Genomic DNA, 24,561 nt, shown 5'->3' with positions numbered 1-24,561 from the left:
CCGTCACCCGGCCGTCGCTCGCATCCCCATGTCGTTCACACGGATTCGACAACTCACAAAGATGTAGTTCTCGGTGGCGTCGCGGTTTAAACAGACTTGTCCACATATCCACAGACGTTAAGACCATTAAGAAATCTCTCTTAATGAAAATCCCTCCGACAACCTCGACGCGCTGCGAGCGCTGCGGATGCGACCCGAATGACAAGTCCTCCACCCGGTAGCATGGAGCGACCCCAGGTCTCCAACACCGACAGAGGTGACTTCGTGAAGTTCCAAGTAAACCGAGACGTCTTCAGCGAAGCCGTGTCATTCGCCGTCAAGCTGCTTCCGCAGCGCACGACACTGCCGATCCTGAGCGGTGTGCTGATCGAGGCGAACGACGAGGGTCTCACCCTCTCCTCCTTCGACTACGAGGTATCTGCCCAGACGCAGATCGCCGCCGACGTCGAGGAGCCCGGTGTGGTGCTGGTCTCGGGGCGCCTGCTGTCCGACATCGCCAACCGCCTGCCGAATGCACCGGTGCGCTTCGCCACCGAAGACAGCCGCATCGTGGTCAGCTGCGGCTCCGCCCGCTTCACCCTGCTCAGCATGCCCGTCGAGGAGTACCCCACCCTGCCGCAGGTCGGTGCCGAATCGGGTCTCCTCCCCGCCGAGCAGTTCTCGGCGGCTGTCTCGCAGGTCGCCGTCGCTGCTTCACGTGACGACGTCACGCCCGTCATCACGGGTGTTCAGCTCGAGGTCAGCGAGAACACCATCTCGCTCGTCGCCACCGACCGTTACCGTGTGGCGGTGCGCAACATCGACTGGGACTCCAACGACTCCGGCACCACGACCGCGACCGCCCTGGTGCCCGCGCGCACCCTGCAGGAGGTCGGCAAGACGTTCGGCAACGCCGGCACCATCTCGGTGGCTATCACGAACAGCGACGACCGCGAGCTCATCGCATTCAAGTCCGACAAGAAGACCGTGACGACGCTCCTCATCAAGGGCAACTTCCCGCCGGTGAAGCGGCTGTTCCCCGAGACCGTCGACAACTACGCGGTCATCAACACCGCCGACCTCATCGAGGCGACCAAGCGTGTGTCGCTCGTGCTCGAGCGTGAAGCGGCACTGCGATTCACCTTCACGATCGACGGCGTCACCCTCGAGGCCATCGGTTCCGAGCAGGCGCAGGCCTCCGAATCGATCGACGCACTGCTCACGGGAGACGACACCGTCGTCTCGCTTAAGCCCCAGTTCCTGCTCGACGGTCTCTCGGCCGTGCACTCGGAGTTCGTGCGCATCTCGTTCACCAAGACCGACAACCCGAACAAGCCCGGCCCGGTGCTCATCACGAGCCAGTCGTCGAAAGACCAGCCCGGCTCCGACGACTACAAGTACCTGCTGCAGCCCAACCTGCTGCTGCGCTGACACCACCTCACGCAAGGAGACAGTCGAACATGAACATCGGACTCATCGGCCTGGGCAAGATGGGCAACAACATGCGCGCCCGCCTGAAGAACGCCGGGATCGACGTGGTCGGCTACGACACCAACCCTGCTGTGAGCGACGTGCCCGACCTGAAGGCCCTCGCCGCAGCCCTGCCGTCTCCTCGCATCGTCTGGGTGATGGTTCCCGCCGGCGCCATCACCGACTCGGTCGTCCACGACCTGGCCGAGGTGCTGGAGGAGGGCGACCTCATCATCGACGGCGGCAACTCGAAGTGGACCGAGGACTTCAAGCACTCCGAGTTCCTCGCGCCGAAGGGCATCCAGTTCATGGACGCCGGTGTCTCCGGCGGCGTCTGGGGCCTCGAGAACGGCTACGGCCTGATGGTGGGCGGCACCGCCGAGAACGTCGAGCGGGCCATGCCCATCTTCGACGCGCTTCGCCCCGAGGGCCCGCGCGACGAGGGTTTCGTTCATGCGGGTGAGGTCGGCGCGGGCCACTACGCGAAGATGGTGCACAACGGCATCGAGTACGGCATCATGCAGGCCTACGCCGAGGGCTACGAGCTGCTCGACGCCAAGAAGGACATCATCAAAGACGTCACGGGCACCTTCAAGGCCTGGCAGCGCGGCACCGTCGTGCGCTCGTGGCTGCTCGAGCTGCTCGTGCGTGCGCTCGAGGCCGACCCCGAGTTCCACGACATCCAGGGCTACGTCGAAGACTCCGGCGAGGGCCGCTGGACCCTCGAGGAGGCGATCGAGAACGCCGTGCCGATGCCCGCCATCAGCGCGTCGATCTTCGCCAGGTTCGTCTCGCGCCAGGAGGACTCGCCCTCGATGAAGGCTGTCGCCGCGCTGCGCAACCAGTTCGGTGGTCACGCGGTCAAGGAGCTCGACTGACCGCACAACCCGCCGAGTCCCGCCGGCCGTGATCGTCCGCCACCTCAGCCTCACCGACTTCCGCAACTACGAGACCGCGGAGGTCGAACTGCAGCCCGGCCCGAACCTGTTCGTCGGCAGCAACGGGCAGGGCAAGACCAACCTGGTGGAATCGCTCGGCTACCTCAGCACGCTCGCCTCGCACCGGGTCTCGACCGATCACGCACTCATCCGCGCCGGTCGGGACTCGGCGATCGTGCGGGCACGCCTCGGCCATGAAGAGCGTGAATTGCTGGTGGAACTGCAGCTGAACCGCTCGGCCGCCAACCGGGCGCAGGTGAACCGGGCGGCGGTGAAACCGCGCGATCTGCCGCGGTACATCTCGACCGTGCTGTTCGCGCCCGAAGACCTAGCCCTCATCCGGGGCGAACCCTCCACCCGCCGGCGGTTCGTGGATGCGCTCCTCGGCGCCAAGACTCCCCGCCTTCTCGGGGTGTTCGCCGATTACGAGCGCGTGCTCAAGCAACGGAACGCGCTTCTGAAGTCGGCGCGCGCATCCGGTCTCCGTGACGCGAAGCTGCCGACGCTCGAACTCTGGAACGAGCGGCTGGTGGAGCTCGGCGCCGAGATCATGGCCGAACGCATCGCCGTGGTCGCGGCCCTCGCCCCGTTCGTGCGCGAGGCGTACCAGGCGGTGGCGGGGTCGGAGCAGGAGCCGGCGCTCGAGGTGGTGCTGAGCGTGCTGGCCGAGCATCCGGAGTCCGACGACCGCGACGAAGACGAGGAGAGGGCGGCGCCGGGCACGACGGATGCGCCCAGCCGCGAGGCGCTCGCCGAGGCTTTCCGCACAGCGCTCGAGCGTGTCGCCCGCGCCGAGCGTGATCGCGGCATCACCCTCTGCGGACCGCACCGCGACGACGTCTCATTCACGCTGAACGGCCTTCCGGCCAAGGGCTACGCCAGTCACGGCGAGTCGTGGTCGTTCGCGCTCGCGCTGAAGCTCTCCTGCGCCGAGCTGCTGCGGTCCGACTCCTCGACCGGCGACCCGATCGTCATCCTCGACGACGTCTTCGCTGAGCTCGACCAGCGCCGGCGGGCGAGGCTGGCGGATGCGGTGAAGGACTACGAGCAGGTGCTCATCACCGCCGCGGTCTACGACGACGTGCCCGAAGCGCTCACCGCGCACACGGTGCGCATACGGGCCGGCCGCATCGTCGAGGAGCCGGCCGATGTCTGAGGCCCAGAACGTCTACCTGCGCCTCAAATCGGCGTTCGGGAACTCGGATGCGCGTGCCGCGAGATGGCGGCAGAAGAAGGGGAGGAGCCCCGGCGACGACGACGAGGCGAACGTTCCGTACGGCAGCGGGCGCGACCCGCGTGGCCTCGGCGACGTGATGGCGGGACTCGAGAGCGAGCTCGGCTGGACGAGCTCGCTGGCGAAGTCCGACCTGCTGCTGGCCTGGAAGGAGATCGCCGGCCCCGACACCGCAGAGCACTCGACGCCCATCGGCATCACCGACTCGGTGCTGACCGTGCAATGCGACTCCACGGCCTGGGCGACCCAGCTGCGGCACATGCGTGTGCTCATCATGACGACGATCGCTCAGCGGTTTCCCGACGCGGGCATCGAGTCGATCCGCTTCGAAGCACCCCACGCCCCGTCCTGGAAACGGGGCTCCAGATCGATTCCAGGCCGGGGTCCTCGCGATACTTACGGTTGACAGGGCAAATGTGGTCAACCTCGCGAAATAAACACGTCAGCGGGGCGTCTGAGGGCCGATTCCCACCCTTCGTTTGATAGAATTAAGGGTCGTCTTGCCCGGCCGGTGGGCGCGACACCAAGGAGCCCCATCTATATGTCTGAATCGGACAAGGTCCACCCTGACAACGAGTACGGCGCGGACCAGATCCAGGTTCTTGAAGGTCTCGAGGCGGTTCGCAAGCGCCCCGGCATGTACATCGGCTCGACGGGCCCGCGCGGCCTCCACCACCTGGTGTACGAGATCGTCGACAACTCGGTCGACGAGGCCCTCGCGGGCTATGCGACCCATATCGAGGTCGTGATGCGCAAGGACGGCGGCATCACGGTCGTCGACAACGGCCGCGGCATCCCGGTCGACATGCACCCCACCGAGAAGAAGTCGACGGTCGAGGTCGTCCTCACCGTGCTGCACGCCGGGGGCAAGTTCGGCGGTGGAGGTTACGCGGTCTCGGGCGGTCTGCACGGTGTGGGTTCCTCGGTGGTGAACGCGCTGTCGAGCGAGCTCGACGTCGAGGTGCGCCGCCAGGGCAACGTGTACCGGCAGAGCTACGAGATCGGCGTCCCGCTCGCTCCGCTCGAGAAGGGGGAGTCGACCGACGAGACGGGCACGAAGACCACCTTCTGGCCGAACCCCGACATCTTCGAGACCGTGGTCTTCGACTACGAGACGCTGCGCGCACGGTTCCAGCAGATGGCCTTCCTCAACAAGGGCCTCAGCATCACGCTCACCGACGAGCGCGGAGGAGACGACGGCACCGCAGAAGACACCGTCGTCACCTACCTCTACGAGAACGGCCTGAAGGACTACGTCGAGTACCTCAACACCTCGAAGAAGGCCGAGCTCGTGAACGAGGAGATCATCTCCTTCGAGTCGGAGGACACCGATCGCAAGATCGCGCTCGAGGTGGCCATGCAGTGGACGACCGCCTACACCGAGAGTGTCCACACCTACGCCAACACGATCAACACCCACGAGGGCGGCACCCACGAAGAGGGCTTCCGCGCCGCACTCACCACCCTGGTGAACAGGTACGCACGCGAGAAGAACATCATCAAGGAGAAGGACGACAACCTCTCCGGCGACGACGTGCGCGAGGGCCTCACCGCCGTCATCTCGATCAAGCTCGCCGAGCCGCAGTTCGAGGGCCAGACGAAGACCAAGCTCGGCAACACCGAGGCGAAGGCGTTCGTGCAGCGCGTCGTCGGCACCGAGCTCACCGACTGGTTCGACCGCAACCCGGTGCAGGCGCGTGACATCATCCGCAAGGCCATCCAGGCCTCGCAGGCGCGTCTGGCCGCCCGCAAGGCGCGAGAGCAGACGCGCCGCAAGGGCCTGCTCGAGGGCGGCGGCATGCCGGGCAAGCTCAAGGACTGCTCGAGCCGCGACCCCTCCCGCAGCGAGATCTTCATCGTGGAGGGCGACTCGGCCGGCGGCTCCGCCATCCAGGGCCGCAACCCCGAGACCCAGGCGATCCTGCCGCTCCGCGGCAAGATCCTGAACGTGGAGAAGGCCCGCCTCGACCGCGCGCTCGGCAACGCCGAGGTGCAGGCGATGATCACCGCCTTCGGCGCCGGCATCGGGGAGGACTTCAACCCCGAGAAGGCCAGGTACCACAAGATCGTGCTCATGGCCGACGCCGACGTCGACGGCCAGCACATCACGACGCTGCTGCTCACCCTGGTGTTCCGTTACATGCGACCGCTCATCGAGCTCGGCTACGTCTACCTCGCGATGCCCCCGCTCTATCGCCTCAAGTGGTCGAACGCCCCGCACGAGTACGTCTACTCCGACGCCGAGCGCGATGCGCTGCTGGTCGACGGGCAGGCTGCCGGCAAGCGCATCCCGAAAGACAACGGCATCCAGCGCTACAAGGGTCTCGGCGAGATGGACTACAAGGAGCTGTGGGACACCACCATGGACCCCGACACCCGCACCCTCCGGCAGATCACCCTCGACGACGCCGTGGCGGCCGACGAGATCTTCTCCACCCTGATGGGCGAAGACGTGGAGTCCCGGCGCAACTTCATCCAGAAGAACGCCAAAGACGTCCGCTTCCTCGACATCTGAGCCCTCGGGCCTCGACAGAGACTGACTACTGACACATGACGGATGAACTGACCCCCGCGCCCGGCGATCGCATCGAGCAGGTCGACCTGCAGCTGGAGATGCAGCGCTCCTACCTCGACTACGCGATGAGCGTGATCGTGGGCCGCGCCCTGCCCGACGTGCGCGACGGACTCAAGCCCGTGCACCGCCGCGTGATCTACGCGATGTTCGACGGCGGCTACCGGCCCGACCGCGCCTTCTCGAAGTCGGCGCGCGTCGTCGGCGAGGTGATGGGCCAGTTCCACCCGCACGGCGACTCGTCGATCTACGACACCCTGGTGCGCCTCATCCAGCCCTGGTCGCTGCGCTACCCCCTCGCGCTCGGACAGGGCAACTTCGGCTCGCCGGGCAACGACGGCGCTGCGGCCCCCCGGTACACCGAGACGAAGATGGCGCCCCTCGCGCTCGAGATGGTGCGCGACATCCAGGAAGAGACAGTCGACTTCCAGGACAACTACGACGGCCGCACGCTCGAGCCGATCGTGCTGCCGAGCCGCTTCCCGAACCTGCTCGTGAACGGCTCCGTCGGCATCGCCGTCGGCATGGCCACGAACATCCCCCCGCACAACCTGCGCGAGGTCGCCGAGGGCGCCATCTGGTACCTGCAGAACCCCGAGGCCGAGCGCGAAGAACTGCTCGAGGCGCTCATCCAGCGCATCAAGGGCCCCGACTTCCCGACCGGCGCTCAGATCCTCGGTGTCAAGGGCATCCAGGATGCGTACCGCACCGGGCGGGGGTCGATCACCATGCGCGCCGTGGTGAACGTCGAGGAACTGCAGGGCCGTACCTGCCTCGTGGTCACCGAGCTGCCCTACCAGGTGAACCCCGACAACCTCGCCATCAAGATCGCCGACCTGGTGAAGGACGGCAAGCTCGCGGGCATCGCCGACATCCGCGACGAGACCTCCGGTCGCACCGGTCAGCGCCTCGTCATCGTGCTGAAGCGCGATGCGGTGGCGAAGGTGGTGCTGAACAACCTCTACAAGCACACCCAGCTGCAAGACAACTTCGGCGCGAACATGCTCGCGATCGTCGACGGCATCCCGCGCACCCTGCCGCTCGACGGCTTCATCACCGAGTGGGTCTCGCACCAGATCGACGTCATCGTGCGGCGCACCACCTACCGGTTGCGTGAGGCCGAGGCCCGCATGCACATCCTGCGCGGCTACCTCAAGGCGCTCGACGCGCTCGACGAGGTCATCGCGCTCATCCGTCGCTCGCCGACCGTCGAGGAGGCCCGCGACGGGCTGATGGATCTGCTCGACATCGACGAGCTGCAGGCGCGCGCCATCCTCGAGCTGCAGCTGCGCCGGCTCGCCGCGCTCGAACGTCAGAAGATCCAAGACGAGGCAGACGAGCTGCAGCTGAAGATCGACGAGTACAACGTCATCCTCGGCTCGCCGGCCCGTCAGCGCGAGATCATCATCGACGAGCTCGGCGAGATCGTCGAGAAGTTCGGCGACGACCGGCGCACCGAGATCATGTTCGGCTTCGACGGCGACATGAACATCGAAGACCTCATCCCCGAGGAGGAGATGGTGGTCACCGTCACCCGCGGCGGCTACGTCAAGCGCACGCGGAGCGACAACTACCGCAGCCAGCACCGCGGCGGCAAGGGTGTGAAGGGGGCGCAGCTACGAGCCGACGACGTCGTCGAGCACTTCTTCGTCACCACCACGCACCACTGGCTGCTGTTCTTCACCAACCGCGGTCGCGTCTACCGCGCCAAGGCCTACGAGCTCCAGGAGGCCGGCCGCGACGCGAAGGGACAGCACGTCGCGAACCTGCTGGCGCTGGCCGCCGACGAGCAGATCACGCAGATCCTCGACATCCCCGACTACAAGACGGCGAAGTACCTCGTGCTCGCCACCCGCGACGGGCTGCTCAAGAAGACAGCGCTCACCGAGTACGACACCAACCGCACCGGTGGCATCATCGCCATCAACCTGCGCGACGACGACGAGCTGGTCTCGGCGATGCTCGTCGACGAAGACGCCGACCTGCTGCTGGTGTCGAAGAAGGGCATGTCGATCCGCTTCACCGCGAGCGACGAGGCCCTCCGGCCGATGGGCCGGGCGACCTCGGGCGTCATCGGCATGAAGTTCCGCGACGACGACCGCCTGCAGGGCGCCTCCGTCGTCTCCGACGAGGGCTTCGTGTTCATCGTCACAGAGGGCGGCTACGCCAAGCGCACCTCCGTCGACGAGTACCGCGTGCAGGGCCGAGGCGGACTCGGCATCAAGGTGGCCAAACTCGCCGAGGCGAGGGGCGATCTCATCGGGTCCCTCATCGTGGGGGAGGACGACGAGGTCCTTGTGGTTCTTGCCAGTGGCAAGGTGGTACGCTCTGCCGTGGCCGAAGTACCGGCTAAGGGACGCGACACGATGGGCGTGGTCTTCGCCCGCTTCGCGGACGACGATCGCATCATCGCGGTGGCGAAGAACACCGAACGAAACCTTGAATCGGAGCTCGAGGAGAGCACAGGGGCAGAGTCTGCCCCTGGAGAGGACGTAACGACGGATGAGTAATCTTGGCGACAAATTCGCGAAGAAGACGGCAAGAGTCGCCACCACCAAGCAGGTTCGGCTGAAGCTGGTCTACATCGACTTCTGGTCGGTGCTGAAGATCTCCTTCCTCCTGGCCATCATCCTCGGCATCGTCACCGTGGTCGCCAGCTTCCTGGTGTGGTCGGTGCTCAACCAGACCGGTGTGTTCGACTCCGTCAACACGCTCCTGCAAGACATCGCGGGCGCCGGCAACTTCGACCTGTTCGACTTCGCCTCGCTGCCGCAGGTGATGGGCTTCTCCATCGTCGTCGCGCTGCTGAACGTCATCGTCATCACGGCGCTCGGTGCGATCGCGGCGGCGCTGTACAACCTCGCGGTGCGCATCACCGGTGGAGTCATGCTCGGCTTCACCAACAAGTAAGCCGATTGGGAGATCGGGGCCTCCGTAGGGTAGTCTCGTCTCTGGTCAAAAAACGGGGCTATAGCTCAGGCGGTTAGAGCGCTTCGCTGATAACGAAGAGGTCCAAGGTTCAAGTCCTTGTAGCCCCACGAGAGATCCACAAGAAATCTCCCTCGAACCGCGGTTTGATGGGGGGCCTTAGCTCAGTTGGTAGAGCGCCTGCTTTGCAAGCAGGATGTCGGGAGTTCGATTCTCCCAGGCTCCACGGTACCAATGGAAAAGGATGCGTACACGCATCCTTTTCGTCGTCTGTGCCTATGGAAGAGGATGCGTACGCGCATCCTCTTCGTCGTTGAGGGCTGAGTTAACGGAAGAAGCCCCCGGTGGTGTGCCGGGGGCTTCTTCGTTGTGAAAGCTGGTTCTAGCTTTCGGGGTTGGTCTCGGGTTCGGGGTCTTCGTCGGCGATCCAGAGTTCGTCGTCGGCGCGGAAGGTCTGCCAGAGGGCGTAACCGATGCCGAGGGCGGTGACCACACCGAGGCTCACGATCACGACCACGCCGGCCTTCGAACCGCCCGAACTCGGAACCTGCTTCTGCAGCGCCTTCGAGGCCTTGGCCGCCTTCTTGCCCGCCTGCTTCAACAGCTCGGGGTTCTTCGACGACTGCAGCACCGACGCCGCGGACGCGACCGTGCCTGCGAGGGCGGGCAGCACATCCGTGGCGAACTGGCGCTTGACGGCCTCGCCGGCCACCTTCACCTCTGCCGCCTTGCGGCTGATCGTGGGAGCGACGGAGTCGACAGCCGACTTCACGCGCGGCTTCACCTCTTCGTCGGCGAGGAAGCTCGCCTGCTTGCCGGCCTCACGCAGGATGGCGTTCGCCCGGTCGATGACGGCCTGCTGATCGACCCACAGCTCTTCTGCCGTTCCCTTCAGACGCTTGAGCGCTTTGCGACGCTTGCGGGAAAGACTCATGAGAAACCTCCATCGGCGAGAGCACGGATGTCTTCATCTTGGCACGCATCGCCCGACCACAGAAGCCGGGTCGCTGATGAGACCCTCAGCAAAACCTGGGCCTTCACTGGACGGCATGGCCCATGTGCGAGAATGACCACATGCCCGTTCACACCCATGTCGCCACGCTCAACACCAACCACGGACCGATCGTCGTCAACCTCTACGGCCACCACGCGCCCAAGACGGTGAAGAACTTCGTCGGCCTCGCCACGGGTGAGCTGGAGTGGAGCGACCCGAAGACCGGTCAGCCCACCACGGCACCGCTGTACGAGGGCATCGTCTTCCACCGCATCATCCCCGGCTTCATGATCCAGGGCGGCGACCCGCTGGGCAACGGCACCGGCGGCCCCGGCTTCCGCTTCGACGACGAGATCAACCCCGAACTCGACTTCACCGAGCCCTATGTGCTTGCCATGGCCAACGCCGGCGTGCAGGGTGGCAAGGGCACCAACGGCTCGCAGTTCTTCATCACCGTCGGCCCCACCACCTGGCTGCAGGGCAAGCACACCATCTTCGGCGCCGTCGCCGACGACGCCTCGAAGCGCATCGTCGACAAGCTCGCGGGCGTGGCCACCGACGCCTACGATCGTCCGCTCGACGAGGTCGTGCTCGAGAACGTCACCATCGAGGCGGTCTGAGCGCTCCTCTCCCTCGACGGGTCGAAGCACTCCGATGACCAGCGCCCCGGCGTCGTCTGACAACTACTGCTACCGGCATCCCGGCAGGCAGAGCTACGTGCTGTGTCAGCGCTGCGCGCGAACCGTGTGCCCCGAGTGTCAGGTGCAGGCGGCGGTGGGCGTGCACTGCGTGGAGTGCGCAGCTCGCGACCGGCAGGAGGCGCCTCGCGTCAAGCGCGGTCGACCGGCGATCCTGCAGAACCTGACGGGCAGCGGCGCTCCCGTCGTCACGTACGCCATCATCGCGGTGTGCGTGGTGGTGTTCCTGCTCCAGTTCATCCCCGGTGTGACGCAGGCGCTGCAGTTCGCGGGAGCCTACGTCATCCCGGCCACCGGCGTCTCGTTCGAACCATGGCGGATGCTCACCGCCGTCTTCGTGCACGGGTCGATCCTGCACCTGCTGTTCAACATGTTCACGCTGTTCGTGTTCGGCAGTGCGCTCGAGCGCCTGCTCGGTCGAGGGCGTTACCTCGCCCTCTATCTCATCTCCGGGTTCGGGGGCTCGGTGGCGGTCACCCTGCTGACGAATCCGTTGCAGCCGGTGGTGGGCGCATCCGGTGCCATCTTCGGCCTCATGGGCGCCTACTTCATCATCAACCGCCATCTGGGTGGGAACAGCGTGCAGCTGCTCGTGCTGGTGGCCCTGAACCTCGCCTACGGATTCCTGGTGCCGGGCATCTCGTGGCAGGCGCACGTCGGCGGTCTCATCGCCGGTGCGCTCGTCGCGTTGGTCTACGTGCGCACCCGCCCGCGCCGACTGAAGACCGTTCAGGTGCTGCTGGTCGCCGCTGTCGCCGTGGCACTGGTGGCGATCACCGCGGTTCGGGTGCTCGTCTAGCCCTCTGCCGAGCGAGACCGACCGGGCTCGGTGTGGACCAGGTTATCCACAGCCCAAAGTTATCCACAGTAGTTTCCACACTGGGGATAATCACACCCGTGTAATTAGCGCCAGCGGGTCGTCATGATGAAGCCGATGAAGGCGATGCCGAAGCCGATGAGGATGTTCCAGCTGCCGAGGTCGGGAATGGGGAAAAGCCCCTGGCTCACGTAGAAGACGATGATCCACAGCAGACCGACGATCATGAACCCGAACATGACGGGCTTGAACCAGACCGGGTTCGGATTCTGCGCCGAGGAGTCGTCGCTCGTGCGCTGAACCTCGCGGTTGCGGCGGGCGACGTCCTTGGTGGATGCTTTGTCTCGAGCCATGCCGACGATTCTAACGGGGTTTCCCACACGGTTCTCCACTGGTTCTCCACAGGCCGTTCCACAAGGTGTGGAGAGCGCGGGAGTTCGAGGCGGTCGCACAGCCAGCACCTCTTAGGATTGCTCTCATGACCGAAGAGCGGGCCGCCATCTCCGTCGATGACGAACCCCCGCTCCGCCGCCCTCGCCGCCGCAAGCGCAGCCTCGTGAACCGCATCGTCGGGGTAGCCGGTGAGCTGCTCATCACCGCCGGCGTGCTCGTGCTGCTGTTCCTCGGCTGGCAGTTCTCGCTGAACGGCATCCTGCTGAGCAATCAGCAGTCCTCCGACGCCGGCTCGCTCTCCGAGACCTGGGCCGAGCAGGGCGACGCGGGCTCGGTTCCCTCACCCCAGGCCTCCGCACCCGCGACCGACCCGACGGCGACGACCGCCTTCGCCTACGGCGAGCCGCCGGCGACAGGCCTCGAGGCTCCGGCCGACACCGAAGACTTCGCGGTGATGTACGTGCCGCGCTTCGGCTCCGATTTCAAGAAGACCATCGCGCAGGGCGTCGACCCCAAGTCGGTGCTCAACAAGGGTGGAGCCGGTCACTACTCCACCACCCAGATGCCCGGCGAGGTGGGGAACTTCGCCATCGCCGCGCACCGCGACGGCTGGGGCAGCCCCTTCCTCAAGATCAATGAGCTCACGGTCGGCGACAAGATCTACATCGAGACCCAGGACGGGTGGTACACCTACACCTTCCGCGGCCTGGAGTACGTGACTCCCTATGGTGTCGGGGTCATCGACCCCGTGCCGCAGGTGGAGGGCGCCACGCCCACCGACCGCATCATCACGCTCACGAGCTGCAACCCGCTCTACATCGCGTCCGAACGCATCATCGCCTACGGCGTGCTCACCGACTGGACTCCCCGCTCGGCCGGCGCACCGGCCGCCCTCTCCGGACTCGTAGGAGCCTGACCATGTACGCAGCGCTCTGGCGCCTCATCCCAGGCCCCTTGTGGCTGCGCATCCTCATCGTCATCGTTCTGGTGGTGGCGGTGCTGGCCGTGCTGGCCTTCTGGGTCTTCCCGTGGATCGATCAGTTGACGGCGCCCTCGCAGGATGTCACGGTGGAGCAATGACCCGCGTTCTCGTCATCGACAACTACGACAGCTTCGTCTACACGCTGAACGGCTATCTGCAGCAGCTGGGCGCCGACACCGAGGTGGTTCGCAACGACTCGTTCGACGCCGCCGACGCCGCCGAGACGATCTCCGGGTACGACGCGGTGCTCGTGTCGCCCGGGCCCGGCAAGCCCTCCGAGGCGGGAGTGTCGATTCCGGTCGTGCTCGCCGCTCTCGATGCAGGCAAGCCGTTGCTCGGAGTGTGCCTCGGCCACCAGGCCATCGCGGAGGCCCTCGGGGCGACGGTCACCAACGCCGAGGAGCTCATGCACGGCAAGACCTCGGTCATCAGGCACGACGACAGCGCCTTCTACGACGGCGTGCCCGACGGGTTCACGGCGACCCGCTATCACTCGCTGGCCGTCGTCGACGGCACGGTGCCCGACTCATTGGTGGTCACCTCCCGTACCGACGGCGGCGTCATCATGGGTCTTCGCCATGTGAGCGCCCCGGTGTACGGCGTGCAGTTCCACCCGGAGTCGGTGCTCACCGAGGGGGGCTACCGCATGCTGGGGAACTGGCTCGCCGCAGCCGGGCTCGAGGAGGCACCGGAGCGCGCTGCCTCGCTCAACCCCCTCCTGCGCGCCGTCTGACGGCGGCTGCGAGCACTCACCTCGCCTGGTTATCCACAGCCCATCCGCAGGCTGTGGAATGACGACGACGTTCGGTGAGGGCCCTGGTGCGCGGTTCAGCTCGCACAGAAGGTGAGCGTCACCGGAGACTTCTGGGCGAGGTCGCCCATCGCCGACTGACTGCGCACCGTGTTGAGCTCATTGGGCTGGCATCCCGTGACGGGCTGCCTGGTGACCGGGATGCCGTCGGCGGTGAGCCGCGCATCCGCATCGTTGATGCCGAGCCCCGTGAGGTCGGGAACGGTGACGAGGCCGGTGGAGACGACGAGGTCGATGGTGTCGCCCGAGAAGGAATCGGTTCCCGCCTCGGGATCGGTGCGGATGACGATGTCGGCCGGCACGTCGGGGGAGTTCTCCTTGATGGTCTGCCCCACCACGAAGCCGGCGCCGGAAAGCGTCGACGCCGCGTCGGTGGCGGCTGTGCCCTTCACATCGGGCACCGCGACCGCCTGCTTGCCGAGAGAGACCCGCACCTCGATGACGGTACCGGGGCTCACGATCGTTCCCGCGGCCGGGTCGGTCTCGACCACCTGGCCTGCCGCGACGGTGTCGCTGTTGACGTCGAAGCGCTGGGTCACGAGATCGAGCTGCTGCAGCGTGGCGTCTGCGGCTTCGAAGCTCTGGCCGCTCACGTTCGGCACCTCCCTCGACGTGGAGGGGAGCGCATCCGTCGGCTGCAGGGTGAGCACCCAGAACACGATGGCGACGAGGATGACGGCGACCGAGGCGATTCCCGCCCAGATCCACACCACGGGCGGCCGCGACTGGGTGCGCACCGAGTACTCGTCGTCGCCGGCGAGCTGGGTGAGCGCCGACTCGTTGCCCTGCGTGAGGCTCGGCGGTGCGCCGAACAGAGAGGACTGGAAGTCTTCGGCCGGCAGCCGCTTCGAGGGGATCTTGCCGGCGCCGGCGACCTCGAGGTCGGCCCGGAACTCGACGGCGCTCTGGAAGCGCGCGAACCGGTCTTTGGCCAGGGCGTGCAGCACCACCTGATCGATGGCGGGCGACACCAAGGGGTTGATGCTCGACGGTGCCACCGGCATCTCGGAGACGTGCTGGTAGGCGACGGCGACCGGGGTCTCGCCTCTGAAGGGGGGCTCGCCGGTCAGCATCTCGAACAGCACGACGCCGGTCGAGTACAGGTCGGTGCGGGCGTCGACCGACTCCCCGCGGGCCTGCTCGGGCGAGAAGTACTGGGCGGTGCCGAGGATGGCGGTGGTCTGCGCGACCGTGGCCGAGGAATCGGAGATGGCACGGGCGATGCCGAAGTCCATCACCTTCACCTGGCCGCCGTGGGTGACCATCACGTTGCCCGGCTTGATGTCGCGGTGCACGACACCGGCGCGGTGGGAGTACTCCAGGGCGGTGAGGATGCCCTCGGTGATGCGGATGGCCTCGGCCGAGTCGACCGGGCCCTCCTTGATGAGATCTTTGAGGAGTTTGCCCTCGACGAACTCCATCACGATGAACGGGACGATGCCCTCGAAGCCGCCGGCTTCGGCGACCCGCTCCTCCCCGGCGTCGAACACACGCACGATCGTGGGGTGCGCCATGCGCGACGCGGCCTGCGCCTCCTGCCTGAAGCGGGTGCGGAACACCGGGTCGCCGGCGAGCGACGACTTCAGCAGCTTGATCGCGACCTGGCGCCCGAGACGCTCGTCGCGCCCCGAGTAGACGTTCGACATGCCGCCGCGGCCGATCAGCTCACCGAGCCGGTACCTCCCCGCGAGGAGTCGGGTTTCGTCGGTCACTGGCCGTTCTCGCCGCCGTTGCCGTTGCCGTTCCCGTTGCCGTTTCCGTTCCCGGGGTTGGTGGGCTGGCTGTTCTCGATGGTGAGCACGAGCGCGGGCGACAGGCCGGAGGCAGAGCCGGAGCAGCTCGCGCTGTACTTCACCTCGATGGATGAGCCTGCCTCACCGGTCGCGGTTAGCGACGCCTGCGCCGTGGTGCCCGACGGTGGGGTGGTGACCGTGGCTCCCGTGGCCTCCACCGCGTACCCGCTGAGCGTGGTGCCGGAGGGGCAGCTGTACGAGACCCAGTTCACCGTGAAGACGCCGTTCACCGGAACCGTGTCGCCCGAGACGCCCTGGCCGGCGGTCGGCGAGGTGGTCGGAGCATCCGGAACGATGACGTCGGTGTACACGGTGAGCGACACCGTGGTGCCGATCTTCACGTTGCCGACCGGGGTGGCCTGATACACGATGTCGACCTGGTCGGCGGCCGGAGCCGGGTTTCCGGCCACGCGGGCGGCGCTGAGGCCCATGCCTTCGAGGATGCCGGCGGCCTCGTCGAATGACTTGCCCTTCAGCTCCGCCTCGCTCACGGCGACCGTGGTGGGGCTCGGGGTCGGAGTGGGGGAGGTCGACGTGGGCGTGTTGCTCGGCGTGTTCGACGCCGTGCTGGCGGGTGTCGTCGCGGGGGCCCCGCTGCCGTTGCCCTGGAACACCAAGGCGACGATCGTGCCGACGAGCACGAGCGCCAGGATGATGATGAGCACGATGAGCGGCCACGTCCACGGGCTGCGCTTCTTGGGCTCCTCCTCCTCGGCCGCTGCCGACGGGGGAAGACCCGCGAAAGGAGGGGCTGCCGCTGCCGCCGGGGGCTGCGAGAGCACGGTTGTCGCCTGGGTGCTGCCGGGCGAGGGCATCACCGTGGTCGCGACGGTGGGCGGCAGGGGCTCGTTGCCGAGCACGGCGGGCACGGCCGCCGCCGCCGAGGCGATGTCGCCGCGACGCAGGGCCATCGCGGCCCGCGCGAGGGCGCTGGTGGAGGAGGGGCGCTCGTCGGGCTTCTTCGCGATGCAGGAGAGCACGAGGTTGCGCACCGGCGCCGCCACCGTGGTCGGCAGGTCGGGAGGGGTCTCGTTGATCTGCGCCATGGCGATGGCGACCTGCGACTCGCCGGTGAAGGGGCGCTTGCCCGCGAGGCACTCGTACGCCACGATGCCGAGCGAGTAGATGTCGGTGGTCGGCGACGCCGGCTGACCGCTCGCCTGCTCGGGCGAGAGGTACTGCACGGTGCCCATCACCTGACCGGTGGCGGTGAGCGGCACCTGGTCGGCGATGCGGGCGATGCCGAAGTCGGTGATCTTCACCCGCCCGTCGGGCGTGATGAGGAGGTTGCCCGGCTTGATGTCGCGGTGCACGAGCCCGGCGGCGTGCGCCGCCTGCAGGGCCAGCGCGGTCTGCGCGATGATGTCGAGCACGCGGTCGGTGGAGAGCACGTGCTCGCGCTCGAGGATGGTGGAGAGCGCCTCGCCGGGAACGAGTTCCATGACGAGGTAGGCGCTGCCCTCCTCCTCGCCGTAGTCGAAGACGTTGGCGATGCCCTCGTGGTTGACGAGGGCGGCGTGACGGGCCTCGGCGCGGAAGCGCTCGAGGAAGCCCGGGTCGCCGAGGTACTCGTCTTTCAGGATCTTGATGGCGACGGTGCGCCCGATCACGAGATCGGTGGCCTGCCAGACCTCGCCCATGCCCCCGATCGCGATGCGATTGGACAGCTCGTACCGGCCCCCGAAGGTCACCCCTGCTGTGGGTCTCATTTACTCAAGCCCGCCTCTAGTACTCGTTTCGCGATCGGTGCGGCTAGTTCGTTCCCCGTACCGTCCTGGCCCATCCCGCCGCCGTCTTCGACGACGACTGCGACGGCGATCCGAGGATTGTCTGCAGGAGCGAATCCGGTGAACCACAGGGTGTAGGGATCGCCCTCCCCGTTCTCCGCGGTCCCGGTCTTACCGGCCACACTGACCCCGTCTATTCTTGCATTAGTCGCCGCGCCGCTCTCGACGGCCTCGACCATGAGCCCGGAAAGTGTCGAAGCTGTTACCGAAGTCAGCGGGGTGCCGAACTCCTTCGCCTCGAAGCCCTGGAGAAGACTGAGATCAGGCGCCCTGATCTCGTCGACGAGAGTCGGTGTCATCAGCTTTCCTCCGTTCGCCACCGCTGCCGAGAGCATCGCCACCTGGATGGGCGTAGCCACATCGCTGCCCTGCCCGAACGAGGCCAGCGCGAGCTGCGCGTCGTCGAGACCGCGCGGGAACACGCTGGTCGAGACATCCATCGGCACCGACAGCTCCGAGCCGAAGCCGAAGGCCTTCGCCATGTCGGCCAGGGCCGGCTCGCCCATCTCCATGCCGAGCTCGGCCACGGGGATGTTGCAGGAGAGCACGAAGGCGGTCTGGATGGTCACAGTGTCGCCCCCGCCGCAGGTGCCGCCGCCGGCGTTGGCGACGGTCGAGTCGGAGCCGGGCAGCTGCAGGCGCGCGAGGTTCGGCTCGGTGTGGTTCACGTCGAGGCCGGCGGTCTGCACGGCCGCCGAGGTGGTGACGATCTTGAACGTCGACCCGGGCGGGTTCAGGTCGTTGATGGTCTTGTTGATGAGCGGGTCGCCGGGGGCGGCGAGCAGCTGGTCGTAGGTGTCGAGCACCTGCTGGCTGTCGTGCACGGCGAGGGTGTTGGGGTCGTAGTCGGGCTTGGAGACCATCGCGAGGATGCGCCCGGTGGCCGGCTCGATCGCCACCACGGCGCCCTGGTAGCTGCCGAGCGCGTCGTAGGCGGCCTGCTGCAGCACGGGGTCGATGGTGAGCTCGACCGAGGCGCCCTGGGGGTTCTGGCCGGTGACCAGGCGGTTGAGGTAGTCGAGGAACTGCGAGTCGCTGGTTCCCGAGAGGTAGTCGTTCAGCGCCTGCTCGATCTGGCTCGACCCCTGGCCGAGCGTGTAGTAGCCCGTGACGGCGCTGTAGAGCGGGCCGTTCGGGTAGGTGCGCTGGTACTTGAACTCGTCGGTGGTGGGCACCGAGACGGCGATCGGCTGCCCGTCGACGAGGATGGGGCCGCGCTCGGTGTCGTAGCTGGCGTAGATGGTGCGGGCGTTCCTGGCGTCGCTCGAGAGATTGTCGGCTTGGAAGAACTGGATGATCGTCGTCGACACGAACAGGGTCGCGAACATGAGGAAGACGACCACGCTCACGCGTTTGAGTTCACGGGTCACGTCTCTAGATCACCAGCCTCGGCTGATTGCGCACTGTGTCCGACAGGCGCAGCAGCAGTCCGACGATGATCCAGTTCGCCACGAGCGAGGAGCCGCCCGCCGCCATGAACGGCGTGGTGAGACCGGTGAGGGGGATGACCCTCGTGACACCGCCGATGACGATGAAGCACTGCAGCGCGACCGTGAACGACAGCCCCACGCCGAGCAGACGGCCGAAGTCGTCCTGCCCGGCGAAGCTGATGCGGAAGCCGCGCGAGACGAACAGCAGCAGCAGCGCGAAGATCGCGAACAGGCCGGCGAGCCCGAGCTCCTCACCGAGCGAGGCGACGATGTAGTCGCTCTGCGCGAGCGGGGTGATGTCGGGCCGCCCCCGGCCGAGACCGGTGCCGATGAGTCCGCCGTTCGCGAGGCCGAACAGACCCTGCACCAACTGGTAGCTGCCCCCGACCTCGTCGTAGATGGCGGGGTTGAAGGCGTCGAGCCAGTTGGTGAACCTGTCGTTGACGTACACCAGCACCTGGCCGGCGACGACGGCTCCGACGAGGAACAGCCCGACGCCCAGCACGACCCAGCTGGCGCGCCCGGTGGCGACGTAGATCATCACGACGAACAGGCCGAAGTACAGGAGCGCCGTGCCGAGGTCGCGCTGGAAGATGATGATCGCCATCGACATCGCCCAGAGCACCAGGATGGGGCCGAGGTCGCGGGCGCGCGGGAAGCGCATGCCGAGCACCTTCGTGCCGACCATCGACAGGCTGTCGCGGCGCGAGACGAGGTAGCCGGCGAAGAACACCGCGAGGGCGATCTTCGCCACCTCACCGGGCTGGAACGAGAACGCACCGATGTGGATCCACACCCGCGCCCCGTAGATCTCCTGGCCGATCACCGGCAGCATCGGCAGCAGCAGGAGCACCGCGGCCACGAGCATCGCGAGGTAGGTGTAGCGCTGCAGCACCCGGTGGTTGCGGATGACGACGATGACGAGGAGCGCCAGCACGATCGCGATGCCGCTCCACACCACCTGGCGCACCGCGGTGCTCTCCCAGCCGGTGAGGTTCTCGGCGATGTCGATGCGGTAGATCATCGCGATGCCGACACCGTTCAGCAGCGTCGCGATGGGCAGGATGAACGGATCGGCGTTCGTCGCCACGAATCGCAGCGCGATGTGCAGCCCGAACACGAGCAGCGACAGCCCGGCACCCAGGGTCACCACGGTGCCGTCGGCGGCGCCGAGCGCACCGAACTGCACCAGCACGATGGCGAAGGCGTTGACCGCGCAGACGAACACGAGCAGGAACAGCTCGAGGTTGCGCAGCTTCTGCGGCACCCGGATGCGTCGCACCCCCTTGGTGGGAGGAGCGGCCGGGGCGGCGGGTGCCGTGCCCACCGGAGCTGTGGCGTCTGTCACGGTGCGGGGCTCCCGCTCGGGCTCGGGGTCGGCGTCGGCGTCGGCGTCGGCGTACCGCCGTCGGTCGACCCGCCCTCGCCCGATCCACTCTCGGAGCCCTCGGCCGCGGTGTCGCTCAGGCGCTTCACGATGTCGAGCGCCGCGGTGACCGAGTCGGCGCTGATGGTGTTCTCGACCTGGCGTTGCGTGTAACCGGGGAGAGCATCCGTCGGGATGTCGGTCTCCTGGAACACGTGCGAGAGCTGGATGGGGCCGACCCCTTGCTGCACACCCTGGAAGACGGCGACGTTGCCGTTCGACTCGCCCACGTAGTAGCGGGTCTGCGTCCAGCGGTAGCCGGCGTAGAGACCCAGGGCGATGAGCGCCACGGCGAGGAGTGCCGCGATCAGCCAGGTGATCTTGCGGCGACGGCTGCGCCGCCGGTCTTCTTCGATGAGCTCGTCGAGGTAATCCTCCGAGCCCGGTTCGAAGTGGCTCGGCTCGGTGGAGGCGGGGCCCCTCGGGTGCAGCCTGAGGCCAGGGATGCGCGAGGTGCGCCGACCCGACGACTGCTCGAACGCGATCGGCCGTGCCGCCGAGCCCACCAGAACCGGCTCCACCTCGGGGGTGTCGAGCGACTGGTGCACGTCGACCACGACGACGGTGACGTTGTCGGGGGCGCCGTGGTCCAGGCTCGACTTCACCAGCGCATCCGCGGCGTCTGCCGGGGCGATGGAGTCTTTCAGGATCGCCTCGATCTCGTCGTGCTCGACCACGCCGGAGAGGCCGTCGGAGCAGAGCATCCAGCGGTCGCCGGGCCGGGTGTCCATCACTTGCAGGTCGACCTCGGGCGCCGCGTCGACGTCGCCGAGCACGCGCATGAGCACCGAGCGCCTCGGGTGCGTCTTCGCCTCCTCGGGCGTGATGCGCCCGGAGTCGACGAGCCGCTGCACGAAGGTGTGGTCGACGGTGATCTGCGTGAGGGTGTCGTCGCGCAGGCGGTAGACCCGGGAGTCGCCGATGTGGGCGAGGGCGACACTGTGCCCGACGCGCACGAGTGCCGACAGCGTCGTGCCCATGCCGGTGAGCTCCGGATGCTCGTACACGGTCTCGGTGAGCACCGCGTTGGCCGCGACGATGGCTTCCTGCAGCGCGAACTCGGCATCGACGGCGGAGCTGTATTCGCCGTCGATCTCGGCGAGGCGCTTGAGCGCCAGGGCGCTCGCGACGTCTCCGCCGGCGTGCCCGCCCATGCCGTCGGCGACGGCGAAGAGGGTCTCGCCGGCGAAGCCGGAGTCCTGGTTGTTCGAGCGGATCTTGCCCACGTGGGACACGGCCGCGCTCACGGTCACGATGGCCATGGGCTACCGCCGGAGCTCGAAGCTCGTGGCACCGATGCGGATCGGCGTGTTCAGGGGCACGTGGACGGGAGCGGTCACCCGCACGCCGTCGAGGAAGGTGCCGTTCGTGGAATCGAGGTCTTGGATGACCCACTCGTCGCCCCAGATCATGAGGCGAGCGTGGTGGGTGGAGGTGTAGTCGTCGCGGATGACGACGCTGGAGTCGGAGGAGCGGCCGATGGTGAGCGGCTCCGACCCGAGGGCGATCTCGCTGCCCGACTTGGGGCCCGAGGTGATGACGAGTCGGCCGGCGTTGGTGGTGGTGGCGCGCGGCGGACCGCTCAGCTCGGTGCCGGCGACGGGCACGAAGGTGGGCACCTTCGGCGCGGGCGGGGGCGGTGCGGCGGGGGCTGCCGGGGCTGCCGCGGCTGCGTTCGCCGGGTTCGGTGCGGGGGGGTTCACGGGGGCACCTGCTGCGGCAGGAGCATCCTTCAGCTTGCGCACCCGCTGACCGAACAGGTCGGAGCGCATCGCGTAGACCACGATGAAGATGAACACCCACAGCAGCGCCAGGAACGCCAGCTGCAGGATGAGGAGGGTGAGTTCGCTCATGAGCCGCCTACCGCCAGAATCCGCCGGGATCGAGCGGGGGGCGGCCGGCGTCGTGGGAGGCGCGGCCCTCGGCGGGCCGGGCTCCCCTGCCCGCATCGGCACCGCGCACGGAGGTCTGCGGCACCACCCGGAAGACGATGTCGGTTCGGCCGATGCGGATGACCGAGTCGGGCTCGAGGTTGGCGCGCTGGAACGGCCGACCGTTCAGCTCGGAACCGTTCGTGGAGCCGAGGTCGCGGGCCTGGGCGTTCTGGCCGTCCCACACGATCTCGACGTGCTTGCGCGAGGTGCCGGTGTCGTCGACGGTGATGTCGGCGTCGCTGCCCCGGCCGACGATGGTGCGGGAGCGGGTGATGGGGTGGCGCACCCCGGCGACGTCGAGCACGGGAACCCAGCTCACCTCACCCTGCAGGTTCGCCGAGTCGATCTGCACGACACCCGTGGTGAGCTTCTCGTCGGGCACCAGTTCGATCATCACCGGGCCGGCGAACTGGAAGCCCTGCTGGGCGGCGTGCTGAACGACGATCTGGTCGAGGTCGTCGAGCAGGGCCTGGCCGATGCCCGCCATGCGCTGGTGGTCGGAGGAGGACAACCGCACCTGGAAGCTGTTCGGCACCAGGATGCGGTCGCGCGAGACCACCGCCGCCTTGGTGTCGAGTTCGCGCTTCAGCGCCGAGGAGATCTCGACCGGCTGGAGCCCCGAGCGGAAGGTCTTCGCGAAGGCGCCGTTCACGGCGCGCTCGAGACCCCTCTCGAAGTTGTCCAGTATTCCCACGTCTCTCCCGATCTTGTTTCCGCGTCTCCGTCGGCCCACCAGTCCGGTGGGATTCTCGGTGTCGGTGGCTGCCGCGCGCAGGAGGCGCACTGTCAAAGGCGTGAATGCTACGTCGATGTTACTTGTCTTGGGTGTTAATGCACTCTCAGGCCCCGTCAGGGCCCCGGTTCGCTCGCGCCGCCGCGGCGTGCTAACCTCTCCTAGTTCGCGCGAGTGGCGGAATTGGCAGACGCGCTGGCTTCAGGTGCCAGTGCCCGCAAGGGCGTGGGGGTTCAAGTCCCCCCTCGCGCACGGACATCGGGTGCCGGTCTTGTGACCGGCATTCGTGCTTTAAGGGGTAGCCCGCTCTGGGGGATGCCCGCTGGGGCTCAGCCGTGCAGGGCGTCGTAGTGGGCCAGGGCGTCGGCATCGGTGGCGAGGGTCGCTGCGCGGCGCGCCCCGTCGAGCGCGGCGATCGGGTCGGCCTCGAGGCGTGCCAGACCGAGTTCGCGTTCGGCCGAGGCCAGGCGGGTGCGCGCATCCGGCCCCACCCGGCCGCGGTTCGAGGCGATCGAGCGGCGGGCCGTGTCGAGGTGGCTCTCGGCGATCTGCAGGGCACCGGCGAGAGCCTCGCGGGCGGCGTCGAGCCGGCGCTGGGCGCTCCGCGCCGTGGCCACCGCCGTCTCGAGGGGGGCGCTCGCCGCGGCGAGGAGGTCGAGGTCGGCACTCGGATGCGGTGGTCGTCTCCGCGAGGCGGTGCCGACGGCGTCGGTGAGCCCGGTGAGGGCCACGGCGATCTCGGTCGCCGCCGACTGGTCGTCGACCTCGTCGCGCAGCCGCGCCGCCTCGACGAGGAGGTCGCGGGCGGCGGCGAGTGCCGCCTCGCGGGCTGCGGTGGCGCGGTCGAGAGCGGCGGGGAGCTCGCGCACGTCGGAGAGGATGTCGCGCGCGTCGGCGAGCTCCTCTCCTGCAGTGCGGACAAGACCCGCCACGGCGGCCAGCGGGTCGGACTCCAGGAGCGCCGCCGCCTCGTCGAGGCGCGAGGAGGCGCTGGCGAAGAGTCTCTCGGCACGGTCGGGCGCACTCGTGAGGCTGCCGAGCGCTTCGGGATCGAACGAGGCGGAGACGCGTTCGAGGGTGCGGCGCGCTTCCGGGACGTCGGCGCGCGCCTCGGCGAGACGGGCACGCACGAGGCGCAGTGACTCGGCGGCGGAGCTCTCGGCGCGGCGGCGGTCGTCGAACCCGCGGGTCTGCTCGTCGACCAGGGCGACGGCGGTGTCGCCGAGGGCCAGGATGCGCTTGTTCCAATCGCGCTGCTCCTGCTCGGTGTCGGGAACGCTGTCGTCGAGACGCTGCTTCAGGGCGAACGCCTCCGAGGCGCGGCGCTTCGCCGTGGCGACTGCGTCGGCGAAGGCCGTGGTGGCGGCGTCGCCGAACTCGGCGCGGGCGAACTCGAGCTCCTGCTCGGCGGAGCGCACGGCGTCGTCCATGCGCACGAGGGCGATGCCGGCGCGGCGGGAGAGGTCGGCGACGCTCTCGCGGGCCGGCGCGCGAGAGATGGCGGGTGCGGGGGAGCGCCGGGCCCGGCGCCGCAGCAGCACGACCGCCGAGACCACCGCCACGCCGACGGTGCCGAACACGATCACGCTCGGGAGGAGTGAGAGGGCGTCCATGTGCCCATCGTAGGGAGGCCCGGTGGGTG

Annotated in this window: 22 protein-coding genes and 3 tRNA genes; 15 read left to right on the top strand and 10 right to left on the bottom strand. The window is 67.7% G+C overall.

Going from position 1 to position 24,561, the window contains the following annotated elements; genetic code table 11:
- The first annotated feature begins 264 nt into the window (after window positions 1-264).
- From dnaN to ABFY20_RS19630, 9 genes are all read left to right on the top strand, one after another.
- Window positions 265-1,410, top strand: a complete 1,146-nt coding sequence (gene dnaN, locus ABFY20_RS19670) for a DNA polymerase III subunit beta (RefSeq protein WP_368499837.1) — start codon at window positions 265-267, stop codon at window positions 1,408-1,410.
- Window positions 1,407-2,327, top strand: coding sequence for a phosphogluconate dehydrogenase (NAD(+)-dependent, decarboxylating) (gnd, locus tag ABFY20_RS19665; protein ID WP_368499836.1), 921 nt, complete (start codon window positions 1,407-1,409; stop codon window positions 2,325-2,327). Before dnaN ends, gnd begins: the two co-directional genes overlap by 4 nt.
- Before the next feature lie 28 nt (window positions 2,328-2,355).
- Window positions 2,356-3,543: a DNA replication/repair protein RecF gene (recF, locus tag ABFY20_RS19660; protein ID WP_368497891.1), complete on the top strand. Its 1,188-nt coding sequence runs from the start codon at window positions 2,356-2,358 to the stop codon at window positions 3,541-3,543.
- On the top strand, window positions 3,536-4,027 hold the full coding sequence (locus tag ABFY20_RS19655; RefSeq protein WP_368497890.1) for a DUF721 domain-containing protein: 492 nt from the start codon (window positions 3,536-3,538) through the stop codon (window positions 4,025-4,027). The genes recF and ABFY20_RS19655 overlap by 8 nt, the downstream gene beginning before the upstream one ends.
- Window positions 4,028-4,162: 135 nt before the next feature.
- Window positions 4,163-6,136, top strand: a complete 1,974-nt coding sequence (gene gyrB / locus ABFY20_RS19650) for a DNA topoisomerase (ATP-hydrolyzing) subunit B (protein ID WP_368497889.1) — start codon at window positions 4,163-4,165, stop codon at window positions 6,134-6,136.
- Between the two features lie 35 nt (window positions 6,137-6,171).
- The gene (gyrA, locus tag ABFY20_RS19645) at window positions 6,172-8,703 is read left to right on the top strand and encodes a DNA gyrase subunit A (RefSeq protein ID WP_368497888.1); all 2,532 of its coding nucleotides are present in this window, start codon (window positions 6,172-6,174) and stop codon (window positions 8,701-8,703) included.
- Window positions 8,696-9,103 (top strand): DUF3566 domain-containing protein, encoded by a 408-nt coding sequence (locus ABFY20_RS19640; protein ID WP_171706736.1) that lies wholly within the window; start codon window positions 8,696-8,698, stop codon window positions 9,101-9,103. Before gyrA ends, ABFY20_RS19640 begins: the two co-directional genes overlap by 8 nt.
- A 54-nt stretch (window positions 9,104-9,157) precedes the next feature.
- Window positions 9,158-9,231 (top strand) — tRNA-Ile (locus tag ABFY20_RS19635).
- Window positions 9,232-9,274: 43 nt separating this feature from the next.
- A tRNA-Ala gene (locus ABFY20_RS19630) sits at window positions 9,275-9,347 on the top strand.
- Window positions 9,348-9,503: 156 nt separating this feature from the next.
- On the opposite strand, the gene ABFY20_RS19625 is transcribed toward ABFY20_RS19630, so the two are convergent.
- Window positions 9,504-10,055: a hypothetical protein gene (locus ABFY20_RS19625; protein WP_171706737.1), complete on the bottom strand. Its 552-nt coding sequence runs from the start codon at window positions 10,053-10,055 to the stop codon at window positions 9,504-9,506.
- Between the two features lie 140 nt (window positions 10,056-10,195).
- Here ABFY20_RS19625 and ABFY20_RS19620 point away from each other — a divergent pair, with 140 nt between their 5' ends.
- Window positions 10,196-10,735: a peptidylprolyl isomerase gene (locus ABFY20_RS19620; RefSeq protein ID WP_368497887.1), complete on the top strand. Its 540-nt coding sequence runs from the start codon at window positions 10,196-10,198 to the stop codon at window positions 10,733-10,735.
- Window positions 10,736-10,769: 34 nt separating this feature from the next.
- Window positions 10,770-11,612: a rhomboid family intramembrane serine protease gene (locus tag ABFY20_RS19615; protein WP_368497886.1), complete on the top strand. Its 843-nt coding sequence runs from the start codon at window positions 10,770-10,772 to the stop codon at window positions 11,610-11,612.
- Between the two features lie 104 nt (window positions 11,613-11,716).
- On the opposite strand, the gene ABFY20_RS19610 is transcribed toward ABFY20_RS19615, so the two are convergent.
- Complete coding sequence (locus ABFY20_RS19610) at window positions 11,717-11,983, bottom strand: cell division protein CrgA (protein ID WP_171706740.1); 267 nt, start codon at window positions 11,981-11,983, stop codon at window positions 11,717-11,719.
- A 125-nt stretch (window positions 11,984-12,108) separates the two neighbouring features.
- Between ABFY20_RS19610 and ABFY20_RS19605 the strand changes: the two genes are divergently transcribed.
- Genes ABFY20_RS19605 through ABFY20_RS19595 form a run of 3 tightly spaced genes read left to right on the top strand, consistent with a single transcriptional unit; the run spans window position 12,109 to window position 13,738 of the window.
- Window positions 12,109-12,939, top strand: a complete 831-nt coding sequence (locus ABFY20_RS19605) for a class E sortase (protein WP_368497885.1) — start codon at window positions 12,109-12,111, stop codon at window positions 12,937-12,939.
- 2 nt (window positions 12,940-12,941) lie between these two features.
- Window positions 12,942-13,103 carry a hypothetical protein gene (locus ABFY20_RS19600; protein WP_368497884.1) on the top strand — a complete coding sequence of 54 codons (162 nt, stop codon included), beginning with the start codon at window positions 12,942-12,944 and terminating at the stop codon, window positions 13,101-13,103.
- Window positions 13,100-13,738 (top strand): aminodeoxychorismate/anthranilate synthase component II, encoded by a 639-nt coding sequence (locus tag ABFY20_RS19595; protein ID WP_368497883.1) that lies wholly within the window; start codon window positions 13,100-13,102, stop codon window positions 13,736-13,738. The genes ABFY20_RS19600 and ABFY20_RS19595 overlap by 4 nt, the downstream gene beginning before the upstream one ends.
- Window positions 13,739-13,833: 95 nt before the next feature.
- Here ABFY20_RS19595 and pknB read toward each other — a convergent pair whose 3' ends face one another.
- The 7 genes from pknB to ABFY20_RS19560 are packed head-to-tail and all read right to left on the bottom strand — an operon-like array spanning window position 13,834 to window position 22,880.
- Window positions 13,834-15,528, bottom strand: coding sequence for a Stk1 family PASTA domain-containing Ser/Thr kinase (gene pknB, locus ABFY20_RS19590; protein WP_368497882.1), 1,695 nt, complete (start codon window positions 15,526-15,528; stop codon window positions 13,834-13,836).
- On the bottom strand, window positions 15,525-17,318 hold the full coding sequence (locus ABFY20_RS19585; protein ID WP_368497881.1) for a serine/threonine-protein kinase: 1,794 nt from the start codon (window positions 17,316-17,318) through the stop codon (window positions 15,525-15,527). The genes pknB and ABFY20_RS19585 overlap by 4 nt, the downstream gene beginning before the upstream one ends.
- Entirely contained in the window at window positions 17,315-18,766 is a 1,452-nt protein-coding gene (locus tag ABFY20_RS19580) for a peptidoglycan D,D-transpeptidase FtsI family protein (protein WP_368497880.1), read from the bottom strand. The genes ABFY20_RS19585 and ABFY20_RS19580 overlap by 4 nt, the downstream gene beginning before the upstream one ends.
- Window positions 18,767-18,770: 4 nt before the next feature.
- Window positions 18,771-20,153, bottom strand: a complete 1,383-nt coding sequence (locus ABFY20_RS19575) for an FtsW/RodA/SpoVE family cell cycle protein (protein WP_368499835.1) — start codon at window positions 20,151-20,153, stop codon at window positions 18,771-18,773.
- Window positions 20,154-20,170: 17 nt separating this feature from the next.
- A complete protein-coding gene (locus ABFY20_RS19570; protein ID WP_368497879.1) occupies window positions 20,171-21,514 on the bottom strand; it encodes a PP2C family serine/threonine-protein phosphatase in 1,344 nt (447 codons plus the stop codon).
- 3 nt (window positions 21,515-21,517) lie between these two features.
- Complete coding sequence (locus ABFY20_RS19565) at window positions 21,518-22,105, bottom strand: FHA domain-containing protein (protein ID WP_368497878.1); 588 nt, start codon at window positions 22,103-22,105, stop codon at window positions 21,518-21,520.
- A 7-nt stretch (window positions 22,106-22,112) separates the two neighbouring features.
- Window positions 22,113-22,880, bottom strand: coding sequence for an FhaA domain-containing protein (locus tag ABFY20_RS19560; protein ID WP_368499834.1), 768 nt, complete (start codon window positions 22,878-22,880; stop codon window positions 22,113-22,115).
- Between the two features lie 207 nt (window positions 22,881-23,087).
- Here ABFY20_RS19560 and ABFY20_RS19555 point away from each other — a divergent pair.
- A tRNA-Leu gene (locus ABFY20_RS19555) sits at window positions 23,088-23,171 on the top strand.
- Window positions 23,172-23,248: 77 nt separating this feature from the next.
- Here the strand turns inward: ABFY20_RS19555 and ABFY20_RS19550 are convergent.
- Complete coding sequence (locus ABFY20_RS19550) at window positions 23,249-24,532, bottom strand: hypothetical protein (RefSeq protein WP_368497877.1); 1,284 nt, start codon at window positions 24,530-24,532, stop codon at window positions 23,249-23,251.
- Window positions 24,533-24,561: the final 29 nt, after the last annotated feature.

Source organism: Herbiconiux sp. A18JL235 (genome assembly GCF_040939305.1).
Lineage (GTDB): Bacteria > Actinomycetota > Actinomycetes > Actinomycetales > Microbacteriaceae > Herbiconiux.
Note: the sequence above shows the minus strand (reverse complement) of the source record. Positions and strands in the feature narration are given on the sequence as shown.